General features: G+C 58.8%; 24 protein-coding genes and 2 pseudogenes. 10 read left to right on the top strand and 16 right to left on the bottom strand.

From position 1 onward, the window contains the following. Positions 1 to 71 precede the first annotated feature (71 nt). Complete coding sequence (locus NKJ07_RS11710; RefSeq protein ID WP_318566998.1) at positions 72 to 1,001, top strand: DMT family transporter; 930 nt, start codon at positions 72 to 74, stop codon at positions 999 to 1,001. A 161-nt stretch (positions 1,002 to 1,162) separates the two neighbouring features. Continuing rightward, positions 1,163 to 1,762: a DUF5789 family protein gene (locus NKJ07_RS11705; protein WP_318566997.1), complete on the top strand. Its 600-nt coding sequence runs from the start codon at positions 1,163 to 1,165 to the stop codon at positions 1,760 to 1,762. A 372-nt stretch (positions 1,763 to 2,134) separates the two neighbouring features. Here NKJ07_RS11705 and NKJ07_RS11700 read toward each other — a convergent pair whose 3' ends face one another. The 6 genes from NKJ07_RS11700 to NKJ07_RS11675 form a co-directional block, all read right to left on the bottom strand. After that, positions 2,135 to 3,967, bottom strand: coding sequence for a VirB4 family type IV secretion system protein (locus tag NKJ07_RS11700; RefSeq protein ID WP_318566996.1), 1,833 nt, complete (start codon positions 3,965 to 3,967; stop codon positions 2,135 to 2,137). Positions 3,968 to 4,281: 314 nt separating this feature from the next. Further along, complete coding sequence (locus tag NKJ07_RS11695; RefSeq protein WP_318566995.1) at positions 4,282 to 5,205, bottom strand: TraC-like domain-containing protein; 924 nt, start codon at positions 5,203 to 5,205, stop codon at positions 4,282 to 4,284. An 86-nt stretch (positions 5,206 to 5,291) separates the two neighbouring features. Beyond that, positions 5,292 to 6,656, bottom strand: coding sequence for a TrbL/VirB6 family protein (locus NKJ07_RS11690; RefSeq protein WP_318566994.1), 1,365 nt, complete (start codon positions 6,654 to 6,656; stop codon positions 5,292 to 5,294). Positions 6,657 to 6,727: 71 nt separating this feature from the next. Next, entirely contained in the window at positions 6,728 to 7,156 is a 429-nt protein-coding gene (locus NKJ07_RS11685) for a hypothetical protein (RefSeq protein WP_318566993.1), read from the bottom strand. Positions 7,157 to 7,395: 239 nt separating this feature from the next. Continuing rightward, positions 7,396 to 7,755: a type II toxin-antitoxin system PemK/MazF family toxin gene (locus NKJ07_RS11680; RefSeq protein WP_318566992.1), complete on the bottom strand. Its 360-nt coding sequence runs from the start codon at positions 7,753 to 7,755 to the stop codon at positions 7,396 to 7,398. A 3-nt stretch (positions 7,756 to 7,758) separates the two neighbouring features. Beyond that, positions 7,759 to 8,025, bottom strand: coding sequence for an AbrB/MazE/SpoVT family DNA-binding domain-containing protein (locus NKJ07_RS11675; RefSeq protein ID WP_318566991.1), 267 nt, complete (start codon positions 8,023 to 8,025; stop codon positions 7,759 to 7,761). A gap of 220 nt (positions 8,026 to 8,245) precedes the next feature. Between NKJ07_RS11675 and NKJ07_RS11670 the strand changes: the two genes are divergently transcribed. Beyond that, complete coding sequence (locus tag NKJ07_RS11670) at positions 8,246 to 9,496, top strand: RNA-guided endonuclease InsQ/TnpB family protein (RefSeq protein ID WP_318566990.1); 1,251 nt, start codon at positions 8,246 to 8,248, stop codon at positions 9,494 to 9,496. 241 nt (positions 9,497 to 9,737) lie between these two features. On the opposite strand, the pseudogene NKJ07_RS11665 reads toward NKJ07_RS11670, so the two are convergent. From NKJ07_RS11665 to NKJ07_RS11645, 5 genes and pseudogenes are all read right to left on the bottom strand, one after another. Further along, positions 9,738 to 10,358: pseudogene (locus tag NKJ07_RS11665) on the bottom strand (hypothetical protein); the annotation flags it as partial. Continuing rightward, complete coding sequence (locus tag NKJ07_RS11660; RefSeq protein ID WP_318566988.1) at positions 10,359 to 12,098, bottom strand: transposase; 1,740 nt, start codon at positions 12,096 to 12,098, stop codon at positions 10,359 to 10,361. It lies immediately after the preceding pseudogene. Positions 12,099 to 12,108: 10 nt separating this feature from the next. Continuing rightward, positions 12,109 to 12,243, bottom strand: a complete 135-nt coding sequence (locus tag NKJ07_RS11655; RefSeq protein WP_318566987.1) for a DUF2080 family transposase-associated protein — start codon at positions 12,241 to 12,243, stop codon at positions 12,109 to 12,111. A gap of 95 nt (positions 12,244 to 12,338) precedes the next feature. Continuing rightward, positions 12,339 to 12,953, bottom strand: a pseudogene (locus tag NKJ07_RS11650) (hypothetical protein); the annotation flags it as partial. A 144-nt stretch (positions 12,954 to 13,097) separates the two neighbouring features. After that, entirely contained in the window at positions 13,098 to 14,036 is a 939-nt protein-coding gene (locus NKJ07_RS11645) for a transcription initiation factor IIB (RefSeq protein ID WP_318566985.1), read from the bottom strand. A gap of 247 nt (positions 14,037 to 14,283) precedes the next feature. On the opposite strand from NKJ07_RS11645, the gene NKJ07_RS11640 reads away from it, so the two are divergent. From NKJ07_RS11640 to NKJ07_RS11625, 4 genes are all read left to right on the top strand, one after another. Further along, positions 14,284 to 14,802: a DUF7342 family protein gene (locus NKJ07_RS11640; protein WP_425504647.1), complete on the top strand. Its 519-nt coding sequence runs from the start codon at positions 14,284 to 14,286 to the stop codon at positions 14,800 to 14,802. Positions 14,803 to 14,864: 62 nt separating this feature from the next. Beyond that, positions 14,865 to 15,236 (top strand): toxin-antitoxin system TumE family protein, encoded by a 372-nt coding sequence (locus tag NKJ07_RS11635; protein WP_425504764.1) that lies wholly within the window; start codon positions 14,865 to 14,867, stop codon positions 15,234 to 15,236. Between the two features lie 157 nt (positions 15,237 to 15,393). Further along, positions 15,394 to 16,416 carry a metallophosphoesterase gene (locus NKJ07_RS11630; RefSeq protein ID WP_318566982.1) on the top strand — a complete coding sequence of 341 codons (1,023 nt, stop codon included), beginning with the start codon at positions 15,394 to 15,396 and terminating at the stop codon, positions 16,414 to 16,416. A 662-nt stretch (positions 16,417 to 17,078) separates the two neighbouring features. Next, the gene (locus tag NKJ07_RS11625; protein ID WP_318566981.1) at positions 17,079 to 17,906 is read left to right on the top strand and encodes a lamin tail domain-containing protein; all 828 of its coding nucleotides are present in this window, start codon (positions 17,079 to 17,081) and stop codon (positions 17,904 to 17,906) included. Between the two features lie 143 nt (positions 17,907 to 18,049). On the opposite strand, the gene NKJ07_RS11620 is transcribed toward NKJ07_RS11625, so the two are convergent. The 4 genes from NKJ07_RS11620 to NKJ07_RS11605 form a co-directional block, all read right to left on the bottom strand. Continuing rightward, positions 18,050 to 18,388, bottom strand: a complete 339-nt coding sequence (locus tag NKJ07_RS11620; RefSeq protein WP_425504646.1) for an SWIM zinc finger family protein — start codon at positions 18,386 to 18,388, stop codon at positions 18,050 to 18,052. Positions 18,389 to 18,896: 508 nt separating this feature from the next. Next, positions 18,897 to 21,008 carry a type B DNA-directed DNA polymerase gene (locus NKJ07_RS11615; protein ID WP_318566980.1) on the bottom strand — a complete coding sequence of 704 codons (2,112 nt, stop codon included), beginning with the start codon at positions 21,006 to 21,008 and terminating at the stop codon, positions 18,897 to 18,899. Positions 21,009 to 21,120: 112 nt separating this feature from the next. Further along, positions 21,121 to 21,393, bottom strand: coding sequence for a DUF8156 family protein (locus NKJ07_RS11610; RefSeq protein WP_318566979.1), 273 nt, complete (start codon positions 21,391 to 21,393; stop codon positions 21,121 to 21,123). Then, the gene (locus tag NKJ07_RS11605) at positions 21,380 to 22,141 is read right to left on the bottom strand and encodes a hypothetical protein (RefSeq protein WP_318566978.1); all 762 of its coding nucleotides are present in this window, start codon (positions 22,139 to 22,141) and stop codon (positions 21,380 to 21,382) included. The genes NKJ07_RS11610 and NKJ07_RS11605 overlap by 14 nt, the downstream gene beginning before the upstream one ends. A 180-nt stretch (positions 22,142 to 22,321) precedes the next feature. Between NKJ07_RS11605 and NKJ07_RS11600 the strand changes: the two genes are divergently transcribed. Continuing rightward, positions 22,322 to 22,948, top strand: coding sequence for an NADPH-dependent F420 reductase (locus NKJ07_RS11600; protein WP_318566977.1), 627 nt, complete (start codon positions 22,322 to 22,324; stop codon positions 22,946 to 22,948). 35 nt (positions 22,949 to 22,983) lie between these two features. Here NKJ07_RS11600 and NKJ07_RS11595 read toward each other — a convergent pair whose 3' ends face one another. Beyond that, a complete protein-coding gene (locus tag NKJ07_RS11595) occupies positions 22,984 to 24,009 on the bottom strand; it encodes a Cdc6/Cdc18 family protein (RefSeq protein WP_318566976.1) in 1,026 nt (341 codons plus the stop codon). Positions 24,010 to 24,543: 534 nt separating this feature from the next. On the opposite strand from NKJ07_RS11595, the gene NKJ07_RS24585 reads away from it, so the two are divergent. Continuing rightward, the gene (locus NKJ07_RS24585; protein WP_484593985.1) at positions 24,544 to 24,696 is read left to right on the top strand and encodes a DUF7837 family putative zinc-binding protein; all 153 of its coding nucleotides are present in this window, start codon (positions 24,544 to 24,546) and stop codon (positions 24,694 to 24,696) included. A gap of 210 nt (positions 24,697 to 24,906) precedes the next feature. Beyond that, a complete protein-coding gene (locus NKJ07_RS11590; RefSeq protein ID WP_318566975.1) occupies positions 24,907 to 25,365 on the top strand; it encodes a hypothetical protein in 459 nt (152 codons plus the stop codon). The last annotated feature ends 156 nt before the right edge of the window (positions 25,366 to 25,521 follow it).

Raw genomic sequence — 25,521 nt, 5'->3', positions numbered from 1 at the left:
TAGTTCAGGATCGCCCCACTTTCGTTTCGACGCGCCGACAGGGGTATGCCCTCGGGAAGCGTACCGACCCTATGTCAACCCGGAGAGCCACGGGGCTCTTTCTGTTCATGGGGGTGGCGTTCGGCGGCGCCTTCCCGGCGATCAAGGCTGGACTAGCCGACGCGCCACCGCTGCTGTTCGCGGCTCTGCGGTACGACCTGGCGGCGCTGCTGTTGCTCGCCTACGCCGCGTTCGTCCTCCGGGACTGGCGCCCCCGCCGGCGCGCCGACTGGCTGGCCGTCCTCGGAGGGGGCGTGCTGTTCTTCGGGTCCTCGGGCTTCCTCTACCTCGGTCAGCAGTACACGACCGCCGGCGTCTCGGCGATCATCTACAGTCTCGGTCCCCTCCTGACGGTCGTCCTCGCGTGGGTACTGTTGCCCGCCGAGCGTCTCTCCCGAAGGGCACTGGTCGGCGTCCTCGTCGGCCTCGTGGGCGTCGCCCTCGTCGTTCGCCCCACCCCCGAGGCGCTGTTCAGCGACGACTTCCGGGGAAAGTTGCTGGTGTTGACAGCTATCACGGGCGTCACGCTCGGGTCGATCGCGATCCGCAAGAGCGGATCGCACATGCCCGCGGCGACGACGACGGGCCTCTCGCTGGCGCTGGGCGGCGCAGTGCTCCACGTCGGGAGTCTCCTGTCGGGCGAACCCCAGGCCGTCGCCCTCACCCCGACGTTCGTCGGATCGTACCTCTACCTCGCGGTGATCGCCACCACGATGGCCTTCGTGGCGTACTTCTCGCTGCTTGACCGAGTCGGCCCTCACCAGGCGAACCTCGTGGTTTACGTCGTCCCCGTCGTCGCCACGATCGTCGGGTGGGTCTGGCTGGGCGAGCGCCTGCCCGCAGTCACGCTAGCCGGGTTCCTGGTGATCTTCGGGGGGTTCCTCGTGGTCAAGTGGCCCGAACTGACCCGGAGCGTGCGGGACGCCCGAATCTGGACGCAGGGCCAGCGCGTCCGGCACTGATCCGGCCATTCGAAAGCGTACCAGTATATAGATAATAAACGGAGGGGTGAGTGCTGAATACGCGCTGTGAGCCGTGTTTAGACGCTAGGATTTGGGTTATTTAAAGGTCTGGAAGTAGTATCGACCACAGAGCTATCTGGCTAGAGAGCCAAAATTGCAAGATGGCAGATGACAAGAGCGGTCGAGACAACCAAGCAGACGACGCTGAGAGACGCCAGCAGGAGCGTGAGATCGCCACGGAACTGGAGCGCGGCGACGAACGAGAACCACCGGTGGTAGCGGAGGAACTGGCCGATTTTGAGGCGGCACTCGAAGAGCTGACATTCCCGGCTACGGGGGGCGAAATCGTCGCGGCAATCGGCCAACGCGAGATCGAATCGGTCGAGGGGAGCTACCGTATCGAGGAACTGGTACCGGAGACAGACGAGGACACGTTCGACTCTCCAGCTGCCGTCCGGGTACAGGTACAGCGGCCGACGGTAGCCGCGGCCATGAAACGGGTTGTGGAAGCCAGCAAGACGCTTCGGAATACGGATTTCAGTTGGACACAGCGCAAGGCGTACGAGAAGACCTTCCAAGAACTTGAAGCGATCGACGCCGATGACGACGATGAAGGCATCCGAGCCATCAGCGACTGGATCGTAGAGCGAATCCGCGACAAAGAAACGCTCCCGACGTCCCGGGCGGTACGCCGAGAAGCGGCGAAGTTCTGTCGGACGAACGGATATGAGGTCCGTAACGACGAGTGGCTCGGGATATAGACCGACGATCACGGGCGACCGCGGCAATGTCTGCTGTCAAGCCTCAAGCGTGACCCATACGCGCCCTCGGCCTTGTTTTGACGCGGTGCAGATCGTCCGCTACGACCGTTTCCCACAGAATACATTCGGGGAGAGAAGCACTCATAGGCGGATTCTGCTCACTCAGGAGAGCCACTAACCGACGCATCAGGAGCGTGTAAAAAAGCTCAGAGGATGTATTCCGCAATCGATTGGTGCCCTCACTACGACGGAGAGAACAAACGGGCAAGCAAACTGGAGCGTCCCCTGCAGTATCATATCACGTTGTCTCGTCGTACCATCGGTACAGCCAACCGAACGGCCTCAGTCGTTCGCTTGTGGAGGTGGGGTAGTTCACTTGTGCACACCCGCGCGCCTATTCCCCCGTATGTCACCCAAAGCCGCTGTCGACGTGGATTCGCTCCTTGCAGTAGAATCCGGTTCATGAAGTCCCTCTTGCGGTGTCTCACCGACGCCGGGAGGCTGACAGAACCCCTGATCGATCACCTTCGCCTCATAGCCACTGGCTCGGATCCGCAGCGGGAACCACCCTTCCTCGTCGATGCCGAGTAACGCCTCCGAGAAGCCGTCCTCGTCGTTCCCGGCCTTTGCCGATCGAACCCAGTTCACCTCGCGATCTGAGAGACTAAACCACTCGGCCAACTTCGGTGCCTCCTCGTTGACTCGATGGATAAGCGTCATCGAACAGAGGTTCGCGATCGTCCGAGCCTCCGGTGTGAGTGCGAATTCGCCACCAGTCTGGGTGATGAACTGCAGCGAGAGGTCGTAATGACGACTGTGCCTGACAGCCGTTTCGAGAAACGACAGTGACGTCGAATCGTGCATCAGGTAGTGCGCCTCGTCGATCACGAAGACGACCCGCTTGTCCGTCGTTTTCGCACGTTCGTAGACGGCCTTGAACAGCACTTGCATCATCAGACTCGTCTGACTGCGGCCACGTGTGCCCTCCTCTTGATGGAGGTCGAGGTAGATAACGTCCGAAGTAAAATCGAACTCTGTCGGTCGAGCGAGGTGTGCGAGATCACCGTCCGGACGGAACGACGGCCGAAGGTCGATCAGGAGCGATTCAGCGTGTTCGCGGACGTGTTCCTGTTCGGCCGTCGTCGCGTAGCCGAACGACGTCGGATCGTCGACGATTCGCTCCAGAACCTCGATCACGTCGGTCACCGTCGGAGACTCCTTGGAATGCGTTGAGGGGTCACGCGTGATTCCACGCTGGCTGTATGCCTCTTGGACGGCACGCCGAAGTGTCTGTGTCCGGTCACCGAGCGGATTGGCTGCGACCTGTTCGAAAAACGTCTCGAAGAACGTCATCACCCAACTGATCTGCTCTGCCCAGGGGTCAAGATCTGGAACCGAACGGAGTACGTCCGTTGGGATGGGCGTAATTTCGAGTGGATTGAACGCCCGCGTGCCACCAACAGTGACGCGTTCGCCACCGAGGAGGTCGTTCAGCCCACCGAATCCGGCTAGCGGGTCGAGCATCACGATGAGCGTGTCCGGGTCGTACATCGCCCGGCGAACGAGATGGAGTTTCGTCGAGAACGACTTGCCCGCACCGAGCTTTCCGATTACCATCATGCAGTAACCCGTTTCACGAGCGAAACGATCGAGGATAAGCGGGCTTTCGTTGAGCGCGTACGTCCCGTATTCGATCCCGGGTTCGGCGAACGTGCCCGCGACGAACGGAAACATCGCCCCGACTGCGCCCGCAAGCATCGGCGTCTTGGTATCGAAGCGCGTGACCAACCGGTCGACACCGATCGGACTCGCAGAGACGAGCGCGTCGAGCTGCGCCCACCGCGGGGTGATCGGCGTCAGATTCGCCGGTGACTGCCGTGCAACCGTCCGGACGCCCGCCGCGTCAATATCGTGTTCGGCGTCGTGCCGCGTGGTCAAGTACATCGAGACGTCGAACGCTTTCATTGGCGTGTTCCGCAGCACGTCGTAGAGGTCGCGGTGGTCGTTCAGGTCTTTCTTGATCCCACGAGCGCCAGCACGCCGTCGCGAGGCGAGAAATTCGAAGTCCGCTTCGAGGTCCTCGATTTGGTTTTCGAGCCCGTCGAGTGTCGAGCGTGTATCCCGCGGTTCGAGGTGCATCGAGATGTCCGTTCGGCGTGTTTCGGCTGTCGCATAGAGCCGCTCGAACAGGCCGTCGGACGGCATATCGGGAAACTCTCCGATCCAGAGCGTCCGCGTCCACTCGGTACCAGCGAACACTGACCCCGGTTGACAGTCGAGTGCTGAGGGACCAACCAGCCGTTGATACTGCTCTGTGACCGCGCGAGGCATCCGGTCCGTCGGGTCGGAACTCACGGTGACATCGTCAGCTGAGGCTGCCTCCTCGTCTTGGCTGAGTGACCCGTCGTCGGTATCCTTGATTGACTGCCCACCGTCACTCCCTGTCGACTGGGCTGTCGAGTCAGTCTCTTGCTTCTTTTCCTGTCCCTCGCCGCCGAATAGCGTATGTAGCAACTGAATCATGATTTACGTCGGATTACTGGTTGTCGTGACACAACCCGGCCAGGATCGTCGTACTGGACCTGCTCTCCTTCCCAGAACGACGCGAGTAACTCGGCCGCTTCGCTCGCCTCGATGTGGTGTGCGTCACAGCCGTCGATCTCTCGGAGCCCACGTTCGACGACGTGTAATCTGTCGGCCATCGCGTCGAACATTGCCGCCCGTTCGGCATCGCGTCGAGGTGCGAGTATCGCCTTGATGAATACGCCCAGCACAGGAACGTATGTTAGCTTCTGCGCCAGACTCTCCTGTTCGAATCGGACCTCCGGGGGCGTGACGGAGACGATGACGTAGTGGTCACGGATCGTCATCCGACGTTCGGAGAGCTCAGCCCGGTACCACTCAACGTACTCGTCGATGAGGGTCGCCAGTTGCGGGTTCGAACGCACGTCCGGGTCAGTCCGGCGTGATCTGTACTGGGCGAGGTACTCGTCAACCGGAAACGGCCGGGTCGTCGAGTACACCTGAATCGGAAAATCGACGGCCGTGTTCAGAAACTCCTGAAACCCCTCGGCCTTGTGTGCCCACTCGACATCTGTCGCGAGTGCCATCGGCGGTGGTAGTACCTGAACGAATCCGACGAGCGCACCGTCTGTCCGTTCGACGAGACCCTGTTCGGGATGGATGTCGTGCAGATGCGTGTGGTGGAGTGCTTCATGATGATCGAGTTCAGTTGCTCGGGACTGGAAACCCAACATGAGTGCGATCCACTGGACGGTGGTGAGATGAGCCGGGGTGAGGTAGACCACGAGCGCCCCGACGGCAATCGCTCCCGCTGTCAGCGGGAGTGTCGCACCAGTTAGTCGATAGCCCCCAACCGCCGCGTCCGGTGGCACGACGAGCTGAATCAACAGGATGACCGCTACTCCCGGAGTTGCGCCCACTGCGAGATCGGTAAGCGTGTATCGACCGATAATGTGTGTCCCCGTGTTGATCGACTTCGGAACCCGTTTGCTTGCGCCACGCGCGCTCACGGATCTCGCTCCCATGACCCACGACTGCGGTCGCGAGTGTCTCTCGAATTAGTGTCAGTACCCCATTCGCTGTTGTATTCGCGCGGTTCGTACCGTCCAGCGTCACGGCCCGGTTCGCTCCACCCGTCGTCGGTACCGAGGCGAAAGGTTTCTCTGAGTAACGTCGATCCCGAGCGAAGCCCCGAACCAACACGGTGGCCACGACTGGTCGCCGCCCCGGAGTTACTCTGCAAGAGTGTCTGTCCGTCGTGACGCACTGCTGGTTCATCACGGAGCCCCCGCATCGTGTTTCGGCCGGCGTGTGTGGCGTCGCCCATCCGCTGTCGTGCGTGACCAGTCCGCTGCTGGAGTCGCTCTCTCGAAGCGTGTCGGGCTAGCTTGTCTGCCACGGGCAAAATCGACCCCGCCTGCCAGACCAGAACGAACGGCGACAGGACCGCCACGAACGGAATCACGAGTGCTGTGAGCCACAGGCCGATCCCCCCGAGTGAGAGGGTCGCTGACTCCCCGAGAAGTTCTCCGAGTCGGAACAAGAGTGCAACTGGCACGGTCATGAGCAGGAACGGTACGTAGAATCCTGCAAGGCGCTGTGCGAAGCGGGCACTGAACCCGAACGGACCGACACCGGGAATCCACGCTACGATGAGTAGTGGCATCCCCAGAACGAACGCATAGAGGACGAGCTGTCGAACGAAGTAGATGAGCGCGATAAGTACGAACAGCAGGAGGTCGACGCTCAGCGTGGCGACGACACCCAGTAACCCGATACCCGCAAACGAGAGTGTCTGGAACAGTGAAATCGAATCGAGACTGGGCATGAGAAAGCGGGTGAGCTCATCGGCTAGCTGCAGCGAAAATCCAGCGATCCACCACCACGACAGAATACCCATCAGACCCACGAACGCCCGTCGTTTCAGGTGTGCACGGTGATAGCCACTGAGCAGGTGACTCATCGATTCGAGTAGAACGATCACGATGAGGCTCAAGCCGAACAGTAGCAGCGTAAGCGGGACAATCGCATCCCAGTAATATTGGTACAGCGCCAGCCACGGAGATGTGTTTGGCCTGGCGAAGATCACTTCGGGATGCGGCGTCCCCACGAGAAGGTCGAGAAGGCCGTTCGCGTGCGACTGGATGAGTCCTCGAATCGGGCTAAACAGTGTCTCCAAGAGCGATCTAAGACCGCTGACGATCGCATCCCCGATCGCCTCGTTCGAGAGATCACCCCCGGCTCCGGCCTCAGAGCCCGTTGAGTTATCGGTCGATGTCGGCGTTGCGGTTGCAGTCGACTGTGCACGGCCTCGGATTGGTCCACCGCCTACCAACCCCACTCCACAGAGTAGCGTGAGGATCGTGCGCACACGTTTTCGATCCTGCCTCGTGGGAGCCGACGATCTGAACGAACGTGCTATCGAAAGAGCACTGCCACATTTCAGAACGCGCAACTCCCTCCCCCCGCAACGATGTTATTGAGGATGAATTGAATGGTAACCGTTCCAAGGGGTGCGACAATGACTCCCCAGACGATTCCCTGATTCCGCATCTCCTTGAGTTCACGCTTGAGGTCTGCCCGTCGAACGGCCGACAGAGCAACCGTTGAACCGAGAGCGACAACGCCGCCGACCAACGGCCCACCGAATTGGATCACAGTGAAGATGTTCTTCACCGTTCGCGCGAGGGCGGTCTGACAGAACGTACTTCCTGCGGCCTGAGCCATCACCGGGTCGACCATGACCACGAACGCAGCGACCACGATCACCGACCGAGTAATTCGAATCGCACTGTGACTGCCGATATTACGGCCCGTTGTGTTTGTCGTGAGCCGATTCCCCACCGCTGAATACAATTTCTCGACGTCCAAGGTTGTGTTCTCTCCTTATGACCGTCTAATTCGACGGCCGTGCTTGGACACTGGGAAGAAAATCACCGTAATAACAGTATCTACAAGAATATCAATATTGATAGAATATGTTGGTTAGTGATAGAAATCACCTGAACTCGTGTCTCGCAAAGATTGGGTCCTCTTCGCTGTCATAGAATAGCGCATTAATTGGGGGAGTTGAAAAGAAACCAGAGGTGAACTGTTTTCGCCAATTCCTGTCAGATTTTGGTGAGGCCGAGACTGTATTCGAGTGCGGTATCGACCTCGTCTATCCGCTCTTGCGGAATCGAGCCGAGGTTCTCGTTGATGCGGTGCTCGATAGAGATGGTTCGAATCTGGCTACAGAGCGCGACTGAGTCTTCCCGAAGCGCACATTCTTGGGCTGGGAAGAGCACTTCGAACGGATAGAGCTGCTCGCCGAAAGAGGTAGTGAACGGGACAACGATCGTTGTCGGTGCATTTGCATTCCCTACGTCGTTCTGCACGACGAGACACGGACGTGTTCCCCGTTGTTCGGATCCCTGCGTCGGATCAAGTTCAACAATAACGACATCCCCTCGACGGACGGACGTTGCCATCCGCTACCACTCTGGGGCATCGCCCAGGTGTTCATTGGCCTCCGTCGAGACGCCCTCCAGTTCGTCAGCGAGTTCGCGGGTCCGGTGGGCACGCTGGCGGTATCCCTCAGCCAACTCCTCACGAGTTACCGATCGTTCGATAACGAGCTTCCCCCCCTCTTCGTGGATAATGACGTCGTCTCCTCCCTTCATTCCGAATCGTTCTCGGAGATCTTTGGGGATTGTCACTTGACCTCGTTTCCCGATTTTCCGGCGTTCGCCCTTACCCATACATATTCATATCATATTCGTACTCATAAACCCTTCGGGCTAAAGGCAGTCAGTACGAGCCCTATCTTTCTTCGAGGAGAGAATCCCACCCTTCAGGGTGGGAGTGAATCCGACACTTTCCACACAAGCACCGCCTATGGCACGGCCGGATATTCCACGTCTACGTTCACTTTCACTCCACTCGGAGCGATGCTAAGTACCTTGCCTACATAGGCGATGTATGGCGATTCAGGCCACTCGAACCTACGTTGGTTCGATCCAGAACCACTGGCAGGTCTGCGATGGCCTTGACTCACTCGGAGACGCCGCCTCAAAAATCTGGAACGTCGCACGATGGACAGCCGACCGCATCTGGAACGCAACTGGTGAAATCCCAGACGAAGGCGTGCTAAAATCGTATATGAAGAACCAGTCGTGCTGGAAAGACCTGAATGCCCAATCCAGTCAGAAAGTCATCGAAGAACTTTCCGACGCTTTCCAGTCCTGGTTCGACCTGCGACACAAGTTTGACGAGGCGAATCCCCCCGGCTACCGCAAACACGGCGACACCCGACCCAAGAGTACGGTCACGTTCAAAGAAGACGGCTTCAAACACGACCCCGAGAACAACCGCGTCCGACTCTCGAAAGGCTCGAACCTCAAGGAGTATTGGTCGGACTTCCTGCTCTGCGAGTACCAGACGCGCCCCGACGTTGACCTCACAGAAGTCAACTCCGTGCAGAACGTTCGCGCCGTCTGGAACGGTGACGAGTGGGAACTGCACTTCGTCTGCAAAATCGAACTCGAAACCACTGACTCCGCAGGCGATGGCGTGGCAGGCATCGACCTTGGCATCAAGAACATCGCCACGGTCGCGTTCCCTGACGAATATGTCCTGTACCCCGGGAATTCACTCAAACAGGACAAGCACTACTTCAAACGTGCTGAATACGATACTGAGGGCGAGAACGGCCCGTCTGAGAAATCGATGTGGGCACGCAGGAAACTCGCTGATCGCGAGACGCACTTCTACCACACGCTTACTGACGCCATCATCACAGAGTGTGTTGAGCGCGGTGTTGGCACGCTCTCGGTGAGTTGGCCCGAAGACGTGCGCGAGTCGGACTGGGGCAAGACTGGCAACAAGAAGTTGCACACGTGGGCGTTCGACCGCATCTACCAGTACCTCGAATACAAGGGCGAGATTCGAGGTGTCACGGTGCTGAAGGAGAACGAGTGGGATACCTCGAAGACGTGTTCACGGTGTGGTGATGACACGAGGTTGAACCGCAAGCACCGTGGCCTGTACGTCTGCTCGTCGTGCGGGTTGGTCGGGAATGCGGATTGCAACGGGGCGGAGAACATGCGCCAGAAGATAACTCCGAGTCCTCACGGCGAGGATAGGAGTAACGGCTGTGTGGCACAGCCATCGACATACTTGTTCGATTCAGAGAGTGGTGCGTTCGCACCGCGAGAACAGGTCGTGTCGTAGACCGGCAAATATCCCAACTTGCGGTTACGGGAAGCCCCGTCGTTTACGCCGGGGAGGATGTCACCAGGCACAGATCGAACTCGATGACACCGATATCGTCGACATGTCGTGCTCCTGCCCGTAGAATCACAGCGACTTCTAACGTGGTCTTGCTCACCTCTCTTTTCGTCGCTCGATACGCACGTTCTTCCCATCGATACGTTCAGCTCCTACAGTGCGCCTCTGTATTATTTGAACAGAGCTACTCCACCGGGCCAGCGAACCGTTCCCGTAGTGTCTCTTCACGCTCCTCGAATTGGGTCGCTTTCTCCTGAACGCCGTTGCTGACACGCTCGATCTGTGCGAGTGCCAACTGGCTTTCCAGTCCGGTCTGTCCGGCGCCGTCGGTTTCCGACTCTGCCTCCCGTTCATAGGCCTGTTCGACGCGTGAGAGGCTCGCCTCAGGATTGAACAGGAGGTCGTTGGCCGCTCTGACGTATCCGTCGAGTGCCGACCCTTCCTTCCCAGTGAAAAAGTGCGTCAGGGCGTAGGTGGCTCCCGAATGGAGCGTCCACATATCGATCTCGAACGGAGTTGATGCGTTCGCTCTGGCGTCACTCGCTGCTCGTTCTGAGAGATACGCTGGGAAGCTCAGAAGCGTGTAGAACTCTTCGACGTCGAACGGCATCTGGGTGAACTCTACCGTAATCTCCTGTGCGTCGGTGATGAACGCATAGAGGTCGTTGGCGACGAGTTCCACCTGCCCGAGGATCTGCTCCCACCACGGACCGAACGCGTCGACCTCACCGACGTGTTTCACTGTCTCGCGATCGGTGAGTGAGCGGATCGAGTTTGCACACGTCGTATCGCGGGCGAACCGTTCCTATTTTCGGTAGCAATTGGTAGTGACCCGTGCAAAACGGGACACACCACACGTCGCTGGGCTTGACGAGGAAGGTTTGCTACTATTGTTTTTCGTCTCTGTCGGGGTGACAGCGGGCGCGATATACGCCGACCCACCACCAGCAGTCACATCTTGTTCCGACTGTCCGAGATACGCTACGGGAGCGTCACCGAACGCGAGACGCGAGCCAGCGGAACGGCTAGCTGGCACGATTTCAGAATCCCCGATATACGAGGACCTAAAACCGTGTTCCAGCGTTGCCGAGTTACTGTAAAACACGCGAGCCACGTTGACAGCACCAACGTAATCTCGGTCGGCTTGATAACCGCACCGGGCATTATCACACCGGAAGTGCCCACCCCACCACACCTCAAACGAGTGGTCAGGCGACTTCGTAGTGTGACCAGTCGCACCACATCGTGGACACGACCGAGACGTGTTACCCGGATGCACTCGCTCCACGTGCAGTCCAGCGATTCCCGCTCGATACTCAATTTTTGAGATTATCTCTCGACGCGCCCACGAACTGAGTTCCCACGAAAGTTGTCCCTCACCACGAGGCGGTGAGAGACTCCGCAAGTCTTCGTGAACAATCGCATCCACGTCGTACACCAACGCGAGCGCAAGAACTTGGTTTGCAACATCGTGAACCAACTGCTCTCGCTTGTGCCGAATCTTGTTGTTCACACGCTCGTACTCTGCCTGAACGTGGTTGAACGAATCCGTGTGGTCACGCCCCTGACGGCGCAAATATGCCAACTTGGAGTTGAGTTGGTTGCGTTCACGAGCGAGATTCCTCATTCGCTCTCGCTCCGTGTTCTGGATGAAATGCGGGACAGAGAGTTGTTCCCCATCTTCGTTCACGACGACTGCGGTGGCGTCTTTTCTGAGACCTCCATCAATCGCTAAGACAGTTTCAACGTCATCAGTTTTCTCTTGGTGTTCGACTTCGATTGGGAACGAGAGGTCGTAGTAGTTGTCTCCAGTTTTTGTCTGCGTGGGGTGGAATGAGGGTGCGGAGAGACTGCCGTGTTCGAGGAGTTCGTGGAACGCTTCGTAGCCGTCCAACTCGTGTTCAGTCCACGTCCAGTCACCACGAGTCTCGGGTTTGAGCGTGTCAGGGGTTTTGAGTTTGACTGTAAGCGTCTGTGTGTCTTCGTCGCGCTCGTATTTCACAGCCTGCCCCGAAGTTGGCCCGTCGTCTGCGGAGTACGGAAGAACGCCTTTCGAGTACGTGGGACACTCTTGCATCTCAAAATACGAGTCTGGAAACCGTCCGTGACGGTCGTAGTACGAGTTGAGTTGTCCGATGAGCAAGTCAACGTACCCCGATTTGAGATACGTCGCAGAATCCCAGAGCTGTTCTTTGATTCGTCGGGAGTAGATACGGCGAATCTTGAGGTCGGGAAGAACGGACTGGATGGACTGGAAGGCTTTGCGTTTGTCGGCGTGACTGCGGAGTGTTTCTCCGACTTTCTGCATCACGCATCGTTTGTACCGGCTTGGGAGGTACAGGCCAACGTTTGCGAACGCTTCGTCTTCGTCAAAGTATTTCCACGCTTGGTATGAGTAGTCGTCAATCCCTTCGAGGTGTTCGGGCGTCCAGTATTGCTCGATGAGCGTATTTGCTACGTGAGTCGTGAGGGTGTCTAATCGAGCGTGGCGCTCTTGCTCCTCGAAGGGGAGTCGAATCGAGAGTGAGAGGTGTGTGGACGCCATTCTTGGTGGGTTAGTCTGTGTCGAGGCGGATAATTGCGACTTCTTCTCCAAGCCAGTCTTTCGGGACGAAGACGTGCGCTCCCGTCCCGGTTTTGGTGACTTCTTTCGTGATTACTTCCTGTCCCTCGAACGTGAACTCAGCCATTACCAACATATATATTAGATATACATATAAAGATTTGGAGTGGGTTTGATACCGAACACTACCAATCACGCCCGTTTTTCGTAGCAGTTACGCAACCCTTCTACGTAGACCGCATGTCCCCCGAAGTAGTCGTAGCCCGAGGTGAGTCCCATCGTGATGGGGTCACGCCGATCCGGGAGGTCGACCGAGAGACCGTCGAACATGACGTCCATGTGTACCTCGCCACCACCGCGGTACTGCCGGATCTCGCCGAACACGACCTCTCCGAGTGACCGATCGTCGACCGTCGTCTCACGCAGAACGCGCTCGAACGGCTCGTAGACATCTGTGGGGTTGATCACCGAATACGACTGCGTCGGGATGTGGAACAGCGCCCCGTCACCGTCGACCGCTCCCCGTGTACCTTCCCCCACCGACGCTGAGAGTTCCCCACCATCAGGTTGGATTTGCTCTTCGTTTTGTGCGTTCCTCGCTACCCGCGACGGCTCGACGAGTGCGTTGAATCGCGGCGTCTCGACCCACGACTCGTCGTACGGGTTGTAGTATGCGACTCGTGTCTCGACTGCGCGTGGCAGCGCTCTGATCACTTCGGCAAACGAGACGGCATCTGCGTCGGTCACTTCGCTCTGTTCGGCGAACCAGTCTGGAAGCCGTGCGTCCGCGCGGCCGTCGACACCCGCGAACACGGTCGTGGTTTTATTTCGTGTCATGGCTACTCTGCGAGGCACGCTTCTGCGCGCCCCGCACCCCCCAGGGGGCAATAAAATTCGCTGAGCGACTGTCGATTCGACCACCATGTGGGACACGACGCTGAGAATGGAGTCCAGACGGCCCTGTCGTAGGTCAGACCACCGTCACACAGCGCCCGCTCGAAGCTCCTCACACCGTGCTCGGATCGTCGTCGGCGTCGTCTCGGCGACCGCCGCGACTTCCTGTTGAGTCACCGAACATCCCGATTCAGTCGCCGCCAGATACACACATGCGGCTGCGACGCCTGACGGTCGCCGACCGTTCGCAATGCCTGTCTCCGCTGCGTGCTTGGCTAACTCTTGGGCCCGGCAACGAGCGTTCGGCGACAGGGTAACGTCGAGTTCCGACATGAGACGCGGGAGGAGTGTTCGCGGCCGGATGATCGCGGTCTCGAGCCCGAGTTCGGTGTTGACCGCTCGGTAGGCGGTTGACACGCCCGATTTGTCGACGTTCGCGACCGAGACGACTTCCTCGCGAGTTCGACCCTGTCCAGCACACCGACAAACTGCGTACACACACGCCGCGGCCATGCCTTCGATCGACCGCCCGACGACGAGGTGTTCGGCCATCGCCTCCCGGTAGAGCGCGCTCGCCTGTTCTCGAACGTCCCAGCCGAGATCGAGCGCGCTCGTGATTCGCGCGATCTCCCCACAGGCGAACGCGAGGTTCCGCTCCCGCTTCGAGGACCACCGTGCGCGGTTCTGATGGCGACGCAACCGGCCGAACTTCCGGCGCGTTCGGCCTGAGAGTGCGTTCCCGTGTGCGTCACGGCCGAACCCGATTTCGGTTGAAAGCCCTCGGTCGTGCCGCGTCATGGTCAACGGTGCGCCCGTCTGCTCGGTCTGGCTCTCGTCTTCGGGAAACGATCGTGGCGTCGCCGCGTGATCGATCCAGTATTCGGTGACGATGAGACCGCAGTCGAGACAGGCGACTTCACCGCCCGCTGTTTCCAGTTGACCAGAGCACTCCGGGCACTCCTCTGCTGAGATGGTTTTGCCGGTCTCTTCATCGAAGCCAGTGTCGTAGGTGTCTGTTAGCGACATCGGTATCCCGCGCGACGCATTTCCTTGCGCCCCGCACCCTCTCAGGGGCGAATAAACTCGGGCTGCGTCGACAGGGCTACTCGACACTCCGGATCGAATGGTGGTAACGGGTCACTGACGCGAGATACCGAGATCAGATACAACGGGAGAGGGACGAAATAACGGATTCACAGAACAAGACGACCGGCTCAAGCAATATATTTCATCTGAAGGAAGGAATATATATGCTAGTCACGTTGGTGGGGATATGACGGACGATCGCCTCCGTGACGGCCCGCCCTCGTTCGAGAGACCGTTCGAGGGCGAGGACACCAAGCAGCGCGTGTACGGTGCGGTGTTACACGCCCGAGACCCGATGACGGCTGCCGAAATAGCTGAGCGGGCGAACTGCTCGACTGAATCGGCACGGACGCATCTTTCGTTCTATGCTGGTCTCGGTATCGTCATCAGGCACGAGGGGCGGCCGGTCAGGTACGAGCGCAACGACGACTACTTCGAGTGGCGACGCGTAAACGAGTTGGCGCGAGAGAACACCATCGACGAGTTACAGACCCGGGTATCGGAGCTGACCGACCAGATCGAAGCGTACCGCGATGAATACGGTGCGGACTCGCCCGCCGAAGTCGATGTCCTCGAGTTCGACGCAGAACAGATTGACGATGTCTACGTCGAACTTGGGGATTGGGCTACCGCCATCGAGGAGCGTGGTCTTCACGAGCGCGCCAGGCGAAAAGTCGCTGGCTCCACGGCCTCGTCACACAGCTGAGGATGGTGCCGGTAGACGATGGCGCGAGCCCTGCGCCGATAGACCGGTCAGTGCTGGAACGGATGCGTTCTCGATTCGCCGGGAGTCGAACGTTCGAGTCGGCAGAAATGCACAACGAGGGGAACCTACACCTCCGCGTCGAGCTGTCCAGTGAGTACTATCCGAGTGAGGTGTCCGCTCGTTTTGAGATTCGTTGGTATCGCAACGATGATTTTAATTTCCACTATCAGGAAGAGCGCCTGGACAGCACGTGGAAATATCGATGGGATCGGCATCCGAACGCACATAACTCGAGAGATCACTTCCACCCGCCGCCGGCCGCCAGCCGTACCGACGCAGAGAACGCTCAGTGGCCTACTGACCATCGCGAGATGAGCCGCCTCGTCCTCGATATCATCGAAGAGCGCATCGAAACGCTGTGGGAACAGTACTGACTGACTTCGTTGAACCTACTCGATATTGGTCGGTGTGCCGTGCTGCAGACAGAGGATGAGTCCGGTACAGTATTTGACCCGGATTGAACTTCCCGTATAATCTCACAACTGATTTTTAGCTCCCGACGTTTTTTGTGCTGGTCATATCTGAGCAGCCATGGCTGTAACCTATCGGGAACTCGGGGAAGACGGTCATTACGAGATGGTCGTTCGGGTTCGCAATCGTTCGAAGGCCCAGAGAGAGAACCGCGCGTACGAACTGAGCCTTGAGGATGTCGAGGGGACTCGGTTCCAGTTTATCGTGTGGACGAGTTCAGAACAGGGGACGAACTGCGAGTGGAAGGAGGGCTGTTGGTATCGTCTCGGTGGAGTCACGGCCAACGTCTGGCCATCTGGAACTGTCCCACACGGCACGTCATCGCTTGTTGTCGAGTACCTCGGTCCCAAACGAAACAGACGACGGGCCGACATTCTTTATGCAACTGATAGCCATCTCGGAAAGACATCACACAGCTATGGCGGCTCGTCTTGGCCGATTTCTCCCGAAAACGGGTTCGACCGTGCAATTGAAGCTGCGATCAGCATGGATGTCGACGCAGTCATTCACGGGGGCGATCTCTTCCACAATCCGGGGGATGGGATCAGTCCAGAGGAAATCGCACTCTGTCGGGAGGGTCTCGTTGCGCTTGCCGAGAGCGGGATCCCGTTTTACTTCATTTATGGTAATCATGAGCGCCAGGCTGGTCGGCGGGTTATGAACCGATTCGTCGACGACAATTTAGCGGAACATCTCGGCCCCCGGTATGACAGCATTAACGATGCCGTCGCGGTTTATGGAATCGACTACCAGTCAAACTGGGCAGATTTCGTCCCCGACCTTGAACGTGCACCTGACAGCATGAGCACGATGCTCTTCGTACACCAGTCCCTCTCGCCATTCAGCGAGAGTAAGAGTCCGGATTGCTCGCTCCGCGAAGTCCGCGAGCAGGCAAACATACCGGTAGACTTGGTCGTAACGGGTCACGTCCATACGCGGACTGAGGAGCTACGTGGAGCGCTTCGAGGATTGTCGGGAGGCGCAACGGCACGAGTCGGTAAGTCACGTTCCGCCCTCCAACCGAGTGTGGAACTGATTTCTACCGGCGGTGAGGAGCCCGAAGTGAAGCGACTGTATCTCTAAGACCCTGTCTCTATAGTCGGTGTGCTACCACGCGAGTTCGTGGATTTGAATGTGCCGCAGACGCGCCCTCTATTCAGTGCGACTCACACGAACTCCTCGGCAACAGTCAGTAGTGATGTTCGAGATACAGAAGAGATCCCATCGAATACCGATCTACTGACAGAGGGAATCCTCGGTCTGCGGCACCGGACTGCCGTCTCATTTGCAGGAATTTCCCCACGTACACTCTTTTTCGATCTTCCGTTCTCCGTGTCAGCCATGGTGAGGCTGCATACAACCAGTTGACACGATGGGATACCTGACACGGCACAGACCGACTGCGATTGTGTGATAATTTCTCTAAACATTCGAACAGCCCAGGAGAGTGGCACGAACATCAACGGCAACGAACATATACCTCTCCTCCCTGGCCCTCAAGACAGAGGTCAAACGGCCTCAATCCGGATTCGGCTTTCTTTTTCATCGCGATATCCCTCCTCTCACCATTGGGTGACCATTACGGCTTAGTCCCGTCGGGGACAGGCGATACCGTGTGCAGTTCCGTCTCTCGTGTGCTCGTCGTTTCGATACTCCTCGTACTCGCTGGCTGTACGGCCGGTGTCTCCCCCACTGAATCTCCGACCACTGATGCCGGAGAGCAGTCACTCGCTCGTGGTGTGACGGTGACCATCACTCACGTCACCGACGGCGACACGATGGACGTCCGCTTCTCGGACGGACAAGAGGAGACCGTTCGACTACTGGGTGTCGACACGCCCGAGGTACACACCGAGACAGCCCCGAGCGAGTGGGAGGGAATCCCCGACACCGATGCGGGAGCAGCGTGGCTCCGGAACTGGGGAGAGAACGCGAGTCGGTTCGCAACGACCGAACTCGAGGGGGAAACGGTTCAGATCCGAACCGACCCACAGGCTGACCGCCGCGGGAGCTATGGTCGCCTCCTGGTGTATCTCTCACTCTCCAGTTCCAGTGACGACCGCTCGTTCAACCAGCGTCTCATCGAACGTGGCTACGCCCGCCTCTACGACACGGACTTTTCACGACGAGACGAGTTCGCTGCGGCCGAACGTCGAGCTAGAGACGAGGGAACGGGAGCCTGGGGATTCGCCGGCGCGTCGCAGGTGACCGCGACCGAGGCCCTCGCCGATAGTGGACAGTCCGTGCCGCTCGAACTCGTCCGCATCCACGCGGACGCCGCCGGGAACGACAACGAGAACCTCAACGACGAGTACCTCGTGTTCGAGAATACGGGTACCGAGACGCTCGATCTCTCGGGGTGGACCGTTGCCGACGAAGCCGGGCACACGTACATGATTCCCGAGGGAATGACGCTCGCTCCCGGTGAGCAATTGACGCTCTCCACTGGAAGTGGCACGAACACTCAGACAGAGTTGTTCTGGGACGCAGACGGCGCACTCTGGAACAACGGTGGTGACACCGTCATTGTCTCGACGGCTACCGGCACGGTCGTGCTTCGAGAGTCGTATTGACCTGTGCAGAGTTGACAGACGAGTCCTGATATGATATGAGCGAACTAGCGCAGTCATTTGCTCCGAGTGGCGCTCATGACCTGTCCATCTCACGCTGGATTCGTCCCGAGGGACGAGCACACCCCGTTTTGCTGCGATCCCGGTCAAGGGGACTCTGACTGGGTCGCAGAGCAACGGATACTGGTGACTGCCTGCATCCGAGTGGCCGCATCGAGAACCGCACGTCGCATCGCGACGGCGACGCGATGTTTACAAGCACTGTCGAAATGGGTGTCAGCTGGACAACTGCACGCGACCGGAACGCCGTCACGGATGGCCACGTCGTACTCGTGGTTCTCTGGGTCGGCGTAGCTGCCGTTCCGGACACGGACTCCACCTGGGATGAGGCTGAACTCGAACGCTTCGTACTGTGCGCGTTTCCGCACGCGACTCGAAAACTCGAGTCGAGCGAGCGGGTGTCGATCGTTCGTCTCTGTTGGCATTGGGTCTCTCTCCGGAGGATCGGGGTCGACTGCGCTACACTCGGTGCATCGCAAGTCCGTATGCCCCCGCCCCCGCCCCTCTGGGGCAAATAAACACGCCTTCGTTGCCAACACGATCGGCAACCGCTGCCGAGTCAGTGTAGAGGACTGGTCACTGCCGTTGGTCGGTCTCCGCTGACTCGAACGTCACATGAATATCCGGCCATTTACGCGGGACGTATCCGAGTGTTTCCACCCCGGAGGCGTACGTCTGGAGAAGCGCGACGAGGGCGCAGTCAGGCACGCCTCTTTCCGCATGGGTGCTCAGCCACCGTTCGAGATCGGTCATCGCTCGATTCAGCTGATCTTGGGAAACCTCTCGTGATGACTCTGATGTGTCTCTTTCCATTACTATCACGCAGGCATTGTTGCGCCTGCACCCTTCCTGGGGGCGACAAACTCTTGTTTGCGATAGCAGCTCATCTGGCGGCAGCACGCCAGTGATTCCCAAGTTGTGTTCTCCCTCGGGTCACGAACGGTCGGTGAACGACTGCAACGTCGTGTTCGTCGTCTCGGAGAGATATTCGCGAAGTCGCCGCTCTCGCCATCCGAGCGGTGCGAGCACGCTCGTCGCCGCCCGGACGAGGAGGTCGTCGTAGAACTCGGTATCGTATCGTTCACTTGCCTCCGTGGCGAGGCGCACCCGTGACGCCGTCTCGTAGTCGTCGTTCGCGACCACGTACGACAGTGTCTCCCCTGCCGACGTATCGAGCCCGAGTGTCGCGGCGCGTTCGAGCGCCGCGACGTTTCGGGTCGACTGCGTGTACCCGTCCAGCGTCTTCGAGACGCGATTGTCGATGACGAGTTCCGATACATCGACGTCGCCACGACGAAGCCGTCCGCGCCAGTACTGGAGTCGGTTACGGACTGCCTCTGCGGTCCGGTGTTCGTCGAACGTCTCGATCAGGTCACGCTGCGCTGCGGCGACGAACGGTGGCGTACTTCGCTGTCGGCACTCGATGCCCCGATACTTGTACTCGCCTCGGCCGCTGACGCGTCCGAAGTACTTCGTGAGCGCGCCAGCCTCGCTATCGCGCAGTGGACAGAACGCGATCCAGTCGTAGGCGTCCTCGTACTCCAGACGGATCCCCGTCGTTTCCGTAAGCTCTGCACAGAGTGCTTCGAGTGGCGTCTGTACATGACCATCCATCGGCGTCACCCAGAGGCTGTCGACGATTCCATGGATGATCTCCCAGCCGTTCGCTTCGAGGACCTCCTTCGCGTCGAGGAGGATCTCACGAGCGAACGCGTTGATCGCCTCGTGACATTCGATCCGGCCGAACTTCGCGTTCGAGAACCCCTGGTAGCCGAAGCACGAGACGAGGATCCACTTGAGGGCGTCCGACTGCCCGCTGAGACGACTTCGTTCATCAGGATCGGTCGCGTCCGTCAGCGCGTCTTTGAGCTCGTCTCGATCTGACACGAGTGGTTCGAGCACATCCGGGAGGTAGCCTGGCTCATCGCAGATGCTATAGCCGAGTCCGGGCACGTCTTCGCGGTCGTGACAGTCACATCGGACCGTCTCGGGGCTGATGTTCCGCGTGATGATGATATTGGGATAGAGCGACGAGAAGTCGAGTTCGTGGACGTCTTCGTGGAGTCCGACGTCGGGTGCGAACGTGACCCCGCCACGGTCGGCGTCGTGGAGTTGGCGCATCGTTTTGAATCGCTCTGGACGCCACGGCTTCCACTGCACGAGCACGTCTCTCGACCGGGCTTTGCGGATCTGGATCGCGGTAAGGACGTTGCCGATCGACGCCCACGCGAGTTCCTGCAGTGGCTTCTGTGACCGAGCAACGAGATCGAGACAGCCCTCCAGATTGGTCTCGTGGAAAAAGAACGTGTTCGCGCGGTTCACGATGACTCGGCCGGGAACGTCGTACCGAGCGGGTGAGTGGCCAACACGGCCATAACTCGCGTACGTCGATTTCTCGGCAAGTTGTTCACATCCGGGTTCCCGGCCAAGTTTGAACGACGCGTCTCCTCTCTCGTCAGCCATCTCGAAGAGAACGCGGACGAGTTCAGCCGTGTCGACGATCAAGACGTCTGGGTCACGCTCTTCGACGGCTGCTGCAACACGATCGAGAAGGTCTGGCGGTGGTCCAGAGAGTGGGTCGCCATCGACGCGAACTGTCTCGACCGGCGGATTCGCCACGTCGAGTTCGTCCACACCGAGCGACAGTGTCGATAGCTCCGTCTGTGGGGTTGGATCTGTCTCTGTCTCGAGACAGTAGCGGAACTGCGGAGAGAAATCGACGTTGAAACACCGGTACGTCCCGGGTGTCTCCCACGTGTGGATCTGACGTGCCAGTGTCTGCGTTGCTCGGGGCGGGCCAGCGATCGTGAGTTTGAGCACGCGTTCGACGTCGTGACGCCAACTCGGACGCTTGTCTGCGACCGAGACCGTGTCGACTAATGGAAGGTCTCGGAGCTGGTCGGCAGGCCCATCGAGGTTTTGCTCGTCGGTTGTGACGTACATCGTCGGCTGGTAGTCCGTCTCCTGAACGTACCCGGCCCCGGCTGCTGCTGTGTTCCACATCGTGACCGTCCCGTCCTCGTCGAACTCGAATTTGAATGGCATCGGTGTACTGGTGAACTGCCTCGGGGTCACCCCCCGAAGCACTCGGCTTGTCTCGCTGTAGATCTAGTTTCTGTCACGCGTCCAGTCGCTCGGCGTGAGAGGTGCTGTTCGATCAGTCGGTCTCCTCGGCCTCTCGCTGCGTGCTATCGATCGCCTGTTCGAGCGTGCTGAGTCGACGTTCTTGTTCGACGAGTATCGAGAGCAGCAACGGAAGTTCAGCGAACTGATGATTGAGGAGACCACCAGCATCAGCGTGGGCTCGGGCGTGTTCGAACAGTCGGTCGAAGTGAGACTGATCACGACAGCGGAGCGCCCGTCGAAAGGGTTGCCACTGGTCTTCGAGCCCACGGATGGTCTCTCGGTAGGTCGGATTAGTGCGTCCCATCGACAGACACCTCCGGAGGAGACATCGGGACTGAATCCGTCGATGCAGGGACGGACGGCGAGCGAGGTGTCGACCCTTCCTGTACTGCCTGGAAGCGCACCGAGAGGATCTCCGCCCAGTACGAGAGCGTCGTCTGGAAGCCGCCATCGACGGGATACACGAGTGTTTCGAACTCTTCTCCAACGAATCGCGGGCCGAACCGCGTGAGTTCACACCCGAGCACCGAATCGGCCGCTTCAACGATCGGAGCGCTGAGTGGTGCCGTCGTCTCTCTCGTCACGAGTATCGGAAGTTCACGCTCGCGAGCGAGCGTCGAGAGTGTCTGAATCCCCGTTTCGACGAGATCGTGTGCGACACCGAACCGCATGTCCGGGCTCCTGTACTGGTACTCGAACTCCGGCACGACGACGAGCGGCGTGCTCTCGTCTACATCCTCGGGGAGTTGTGAGACGAGACTGTGGTGCTGGTAGGCGGTGAACGCTCGGGCGACTCGAATCCGTTCGAGGAGGCGCATGCTCGGGACCACTCGCGAGAGGCTACTGGTCGTCGCCACGCCGTTACTATCGACCCAGACTGCTGTTGATCCAGTGGACTGATCTGTGAGGACGTGGTCGATGACGAGCGACTGGACGACTCCGACTGCACGCTCGTCGATGTCGACGAGGTGTAGCCCTGGGTCGAGCGACGGGAGCGTTGGCCCCCTCGCAGTCTCATCGTGCAGTGGCCGTTTCATTGAGCTCCGTGACATACCACGGACGAGAGACGAGAGACGGTTAATTCCGAGCGGGTGGTTTCCGAAACTTCCGTCTCTCGATGACCTCTCCGACTACCTCGGTGCCGACCGGAGAGTCGCAACCTTCCTCTCTGAATCTGTGTCATCTGTCGATCAGATTATACTCTTGACGCTCCTCAAAGTTACCGAGCACAGATGCAGATCGGGATCATCGGTTCGGGAAATATCGGAAGTACCGCAGCCCAACTGTTCGTCGACGCGGGTCACAACATCGTGATCAGCAATTCGCGAGGGCCAGAGTCACTTTCGGATCTCGTCGCCGAACTCGGCCCGAACGTACGGGCCGGAACAGTCAACGAGGCTGCTTCGTTCGGAGATGTCGTCCTCGAAGCGATTCCCTTCGGCGCGTACGAGACCTTGCCTGTCGATGACCTCTCCGGAAAGATCGTCGTCAGCGCGGCCAACTACTATCCACAACGTGACGGCGAGATCGATTTCGATGGCCACACGCAGACCGAACTCGTCGCTGCACACCTCGTCGATTCGACCGTGGCCAAGGGCTTCAATACCATGTATTATGAGACGCTTCGGGACGACGCGCACCCGGATGCACCGATCGAAGAGCGACTGGTCCTGTTCATCGCAGGCGACGATACCAATGCGAAGACGACCGTCGCGAGACTCATCGAGGAGATCGGCTTCGCCCCAATCGATGTCGGGTCGCTCGAAGAAGGTGCACACATGGAGCCAGGGTCTCCGATCTATAACGAGCCGATGAGACCCGATGCCGCTCGATCAGCGCTTGCGGATCTCCGCGAATGATCGGGTAGAACTCGGCCACGCAGGCTCGCGTACGTTCAGTTTGATAGCTCGGGCGCTCGTGCGGCGAGTCGATATCGTCGCCCCCGTTTCTGGCCCTCGGCGCGAATGAGGTTGTACTGTTCGAGCTTCGAGCAGTAATTTCGGATCGTACGCTTGGTCTTCGGATCATCGACCTGCTCACGATACTCGTCGTACAGCGTCCCAGGACTCACTTCTTCGGATTCGGCGATTATCTCGTACACCGTCCGCTGGTGGGGCGTCAGTTTCTCCAGATCCTTCCGTTTCAGTTCCGATTTGCCCTCGGGGACTGCCTCTTCGACAACGTCCATCGGGATGTGATCGAGTCCGTGCCCCTGTGCTTCCCGTGCGGCCGCTCGCAAGATCCCGATCGAGACACGGGCGTCGCCGGCTGCGGCATCGGCGATGTACCGAAGACACGCCTCGTCGACCACGTTCTCGTCGAGTCCCCAGTGAACGCGATCGGAGAGGATCGCAACCAGCTCGTCGACACCGTACTTGTCGAATCGAATTCGGACGGAACTCTGGAGGCGACTGCGAACCCGGTCGTCGAGTTGGGAGAACAGGTCACGCTCGCGGTTCGCGATGAGGATCGGATGGACGCCACGAATGCGGTGGAGGTCGTAGAGGACGTCCGTCGATTCGAGTTGATCCACCTCGTCGAGGATGACGACGTACGGTTTCCCGTCGTACGCGTGGAGCCGGTCGAGGAGTTCGTCCTTGGGTGTCGAGCGCCGATGGACGTCGAGCGTCTGGCCGATTCCGTCGAGGAGTCGGTACAGCAGGCGAAAGCGGGTGTAGTCCTGCCAGCAGTTCACGTACTGGTGTTCGACTTCGAGCATCGCCTCTCGGAGTCGGTCGACGGTAAAGCGGGCTATACAGGTTTTCCCCGTTCCTGAGGGACCGAGCAAGAGCGGTGTTTCGGCTGGATCGCCGTCTGTGAGGGGATCGAGTGCCCGTGAGAGGTGGTTGACCTCTGCATCCCGGTGTGCGACCTCCTTCGGGATGAACTCCGGTTGCAACACACGGGCGTCTTGGATCACACCTGCACACTGTCACGCGAGAGCACTTAATCAGAACCGTGCCATTTCCGATACTTCCGATATCGTGGGAGCGTTCAATCGGAATCGAAGCAATGTGAGGCGGGTTGTCGCGTTTCGGATTCCGAGCTGTGCCGCTCCTGTCCCAGTCACTTAAGAGGCGAGCGCAACAGCCCATGGCGAACGTATGGACCTATCGCAATCAAAAAACTTGAATAGTGGAAATAGTGGTATGACTTTGATCTCGTTCGGGCCTTCTCCCTACTGCAGCTACACCTAACAGTATACAAATAGGTCCATGAGTCGTGGTACTGATGAAGACGTTACTCAAGTCCTGCCGGTTGTCCATTTTGAACCCTGTCTGACGCATGGCTGACGGCAAGCGCTGTATCGTTGTGCAGGATATCGATTTTCACTTTCGTCCCGGTTGGATGACTTATTTACTACTCTCGATCGTGAATGGAACCGAGGGTGATACCATGAAGCCCTCGATCCGTGTGTCATACCGCTTCCCCCCTCTGGCTCGGACCCCTACACATGTCCCCGAAACACTCGTCCCGAATCGGAACATGCCCACACTGTCACAGTGAGATCACCGGACGGCATGTCCTGATCGAATATCAGACCGGTGATGGACAAGCATCAGTGTGGGCTGAGTGTCCTAGTTGTCTGGAGGTCGTCGACCCGTGATGTCTATCCTTGCAACCGCTGTAAAACGACTCCGTCGAACCAGGGAACACTGCATACTCCACGAGTGCCGCCACTGTGGAACAAACGTCGGCTACGACAGCGACCGGTGTCCGGAGTGCGACTCTCGGAACATCGCACAGTACGAGATCGCGTAACCTGTTTCGTCCCCTTACTGAGTTCAACAGTTGAGCTACTACGGATCGAGGCTGCTTGCACACCGATGCATGGTCTGAGAACAACCTGCTCTCTTTTCGTATTGGCGAGGCAACAGTAACTATGGCTTGCAGAACGCTCGTGGTTGTCGGCCTGATCGAAGCACTGTTTCCCCGAGGCGTAATCGACCTGGCCGAACGGATTGCATTCCAAGACCGCGGCGAGTCTACCCTCCGATCGTGGGTGATTCCTGCCGCCCGCTTGGAAGGCTTACTCTGGATTCTCCTCGGTCGACGAGACTCTAACTCTGCTCTCGGCTCGTTCCTCGGGATCGTCGGGTTCCCGATGCTCCTCGCCCCAAAACGAACGCTTGACACAATGCTGGCACTTGTCTACAAAGACAGCAAGAGCATCGAACTGGCCCCCTGGGTCGTTCCCATTGCGCGTGCAATAGGGCTACTTTACATCCTGATCGGTTTGAAGTCGATACGACGCTCGAAATCAACCTCTGAATAGCTAGAGTTGGTCCAGCAACGACACTGGCTCCCAGCTGTGCTGGTTAAACACGATCTTAGATCACCGCTGTCTATTGAATTTGAACCGTGATGAAAAAAGATGGACCCGACGGGAATTCGAGACGGTTCGAGACACAATTGAGTAAAGGCCTTCGCC

The organism is Salinigranum marinum, assembly GCF_024228675.1.
Classification (GTDB): Archaea; Halobacteriota; Halobacteria; order Halobacteriales; family Haloferacaceae; genus Salinigranum; species Salinigranum marinum.
The sequence above is the reverse complement of the archived record's forward strand: the minus strand, read 5'-3'. Positions and strand labels throughout refer to the sequence as shown.

Bases quoted from the DNA above. Each gene is read 5' to 3' on its own strand.
- NKJ07_RS11670 (WP_318566990.1), top strand. From the start codon at position 8,246: ATGGCGATTCAGGCCACTCGAACCTACGTTGGTTCGATCCAGAACCAC.
- NKJ07_RS11620 (WP_425504646.1), bottom strand. From the start codon at position 18,388: ATGCCAACAGAGACGAACGATCGACACCCGCTCGCTCGACTCGAGTTT.
- NKJ07_RS11645 (WP_318566985.1), bottom strand. From the start codon at position 14,036: ATGTCGCTAACAGACACCTACGACACTGGCTTCGATGAAGAGACCGGC.
- NKJ07_RS11660 (WP_318566988.1), bottom strand. From the start codon at position 12,098: ATGGCGTCCACACACCTCTCACTCTCGATTCGACTCCCCTTCGAGGAG.
- NKJ07_RS11640 (WP_425504647.1), top strand. From the start codon at position 14,284: ATGACGGACGATCGCCTCCGTGACGGCCCGCCCTCGTTCGAGAGACCG.
- NKJ07_RS11610 (WP_318566979.1), bottom strand. From the start codon at position 21,393: ATGGGACGCACTAATCCGACCTACCGAGAGACCATCCGTGGGCTCGAA.
- NKJ07_RS11605 (WP_318566978.1), bottom strand. From the start codon at position 22,141: ATGTCACGGAGCTCAATGAAACGGCCACTGCACGATGAGACTGCGAGG.
- NKJ07_RS11700 (WP_318566996.1), bottom strand. From the start codon at position 3,967: ATGCCGTCCGACGGCCTGTTCGAGCGGCTCTATGCGACAGCCGAAACA.
- NKJ07_RS11635 (WP_425504764.1), top strand. From the start codon at position 14,865: ATGCGTTCTCGATTCGCCGGGAGTCGAACGTTCGAGTCGGCAGAAATG.
- NKJ07_RS11680 (WP_318566992.1), bottom strand. From the start codon at position 7,755: ATGGCAACGTCCGTCCGTCGAGGGGATGTCGTTATTGTTGAACTTGAT.
- NKJ07_RS11615 (WP_318566980.1), bottom strand. From the start codon at position 21,008: ATGCCATTCAAATTCGAGTTCGACGAGGACGGGACGGTCACGATGTGG.
- NKJ07_RS11675 (WP_318566991.1), bottom strand. From the start codon at position 8,025: ATGGGTAAGGGCGAACGCCGGAAAATCGGGAAACGAGGTCAAGTGACA.
- NKJ07_RS11600 (WP_318566977.1), top strand. From the start codon at position 22,322: ATGCAGATCGGGATCATCGGTTCGGGAAATATCGGAAGTACCGCAGCC.
- NKJ07_RS11655 (WP_318566987.1), bottom strand. From the start codon at position 12,243: ATGGCTGAGTTCACGTTCGAGGGACAGGAAGTAATCACGAAAGAAGTC.
- NKJ07_RS24585 (WP_484593985.1), top strand. From the start codon at position 24,544: ATGTCCCCGAAACACTCGTCCCGAATCGGAACATGCCCACACTGTCAC.
- NKJ07_RS11710 (WP_318566998.1), top strand. From the start codon at position 72: ATGTCAACCCGGAGAGCCACGGGGCTCTTTCTGTTCATGGGGGTGGCG.
- NKJ07_RS11630 (WP_318566982.1), top strand. From the start codon at position 15,394: ATGGCTGTAACCTATCGGGAACTCGGGGAAGACGGTCATTACGAGATG.
- NKJ07_RS11705 (WP_318566997.1), top strand. From the start codon at position 1,163: ATGGCAGATGACAAGAGCGGTCGAGACAACCAAGCAGACGACGCTGAG.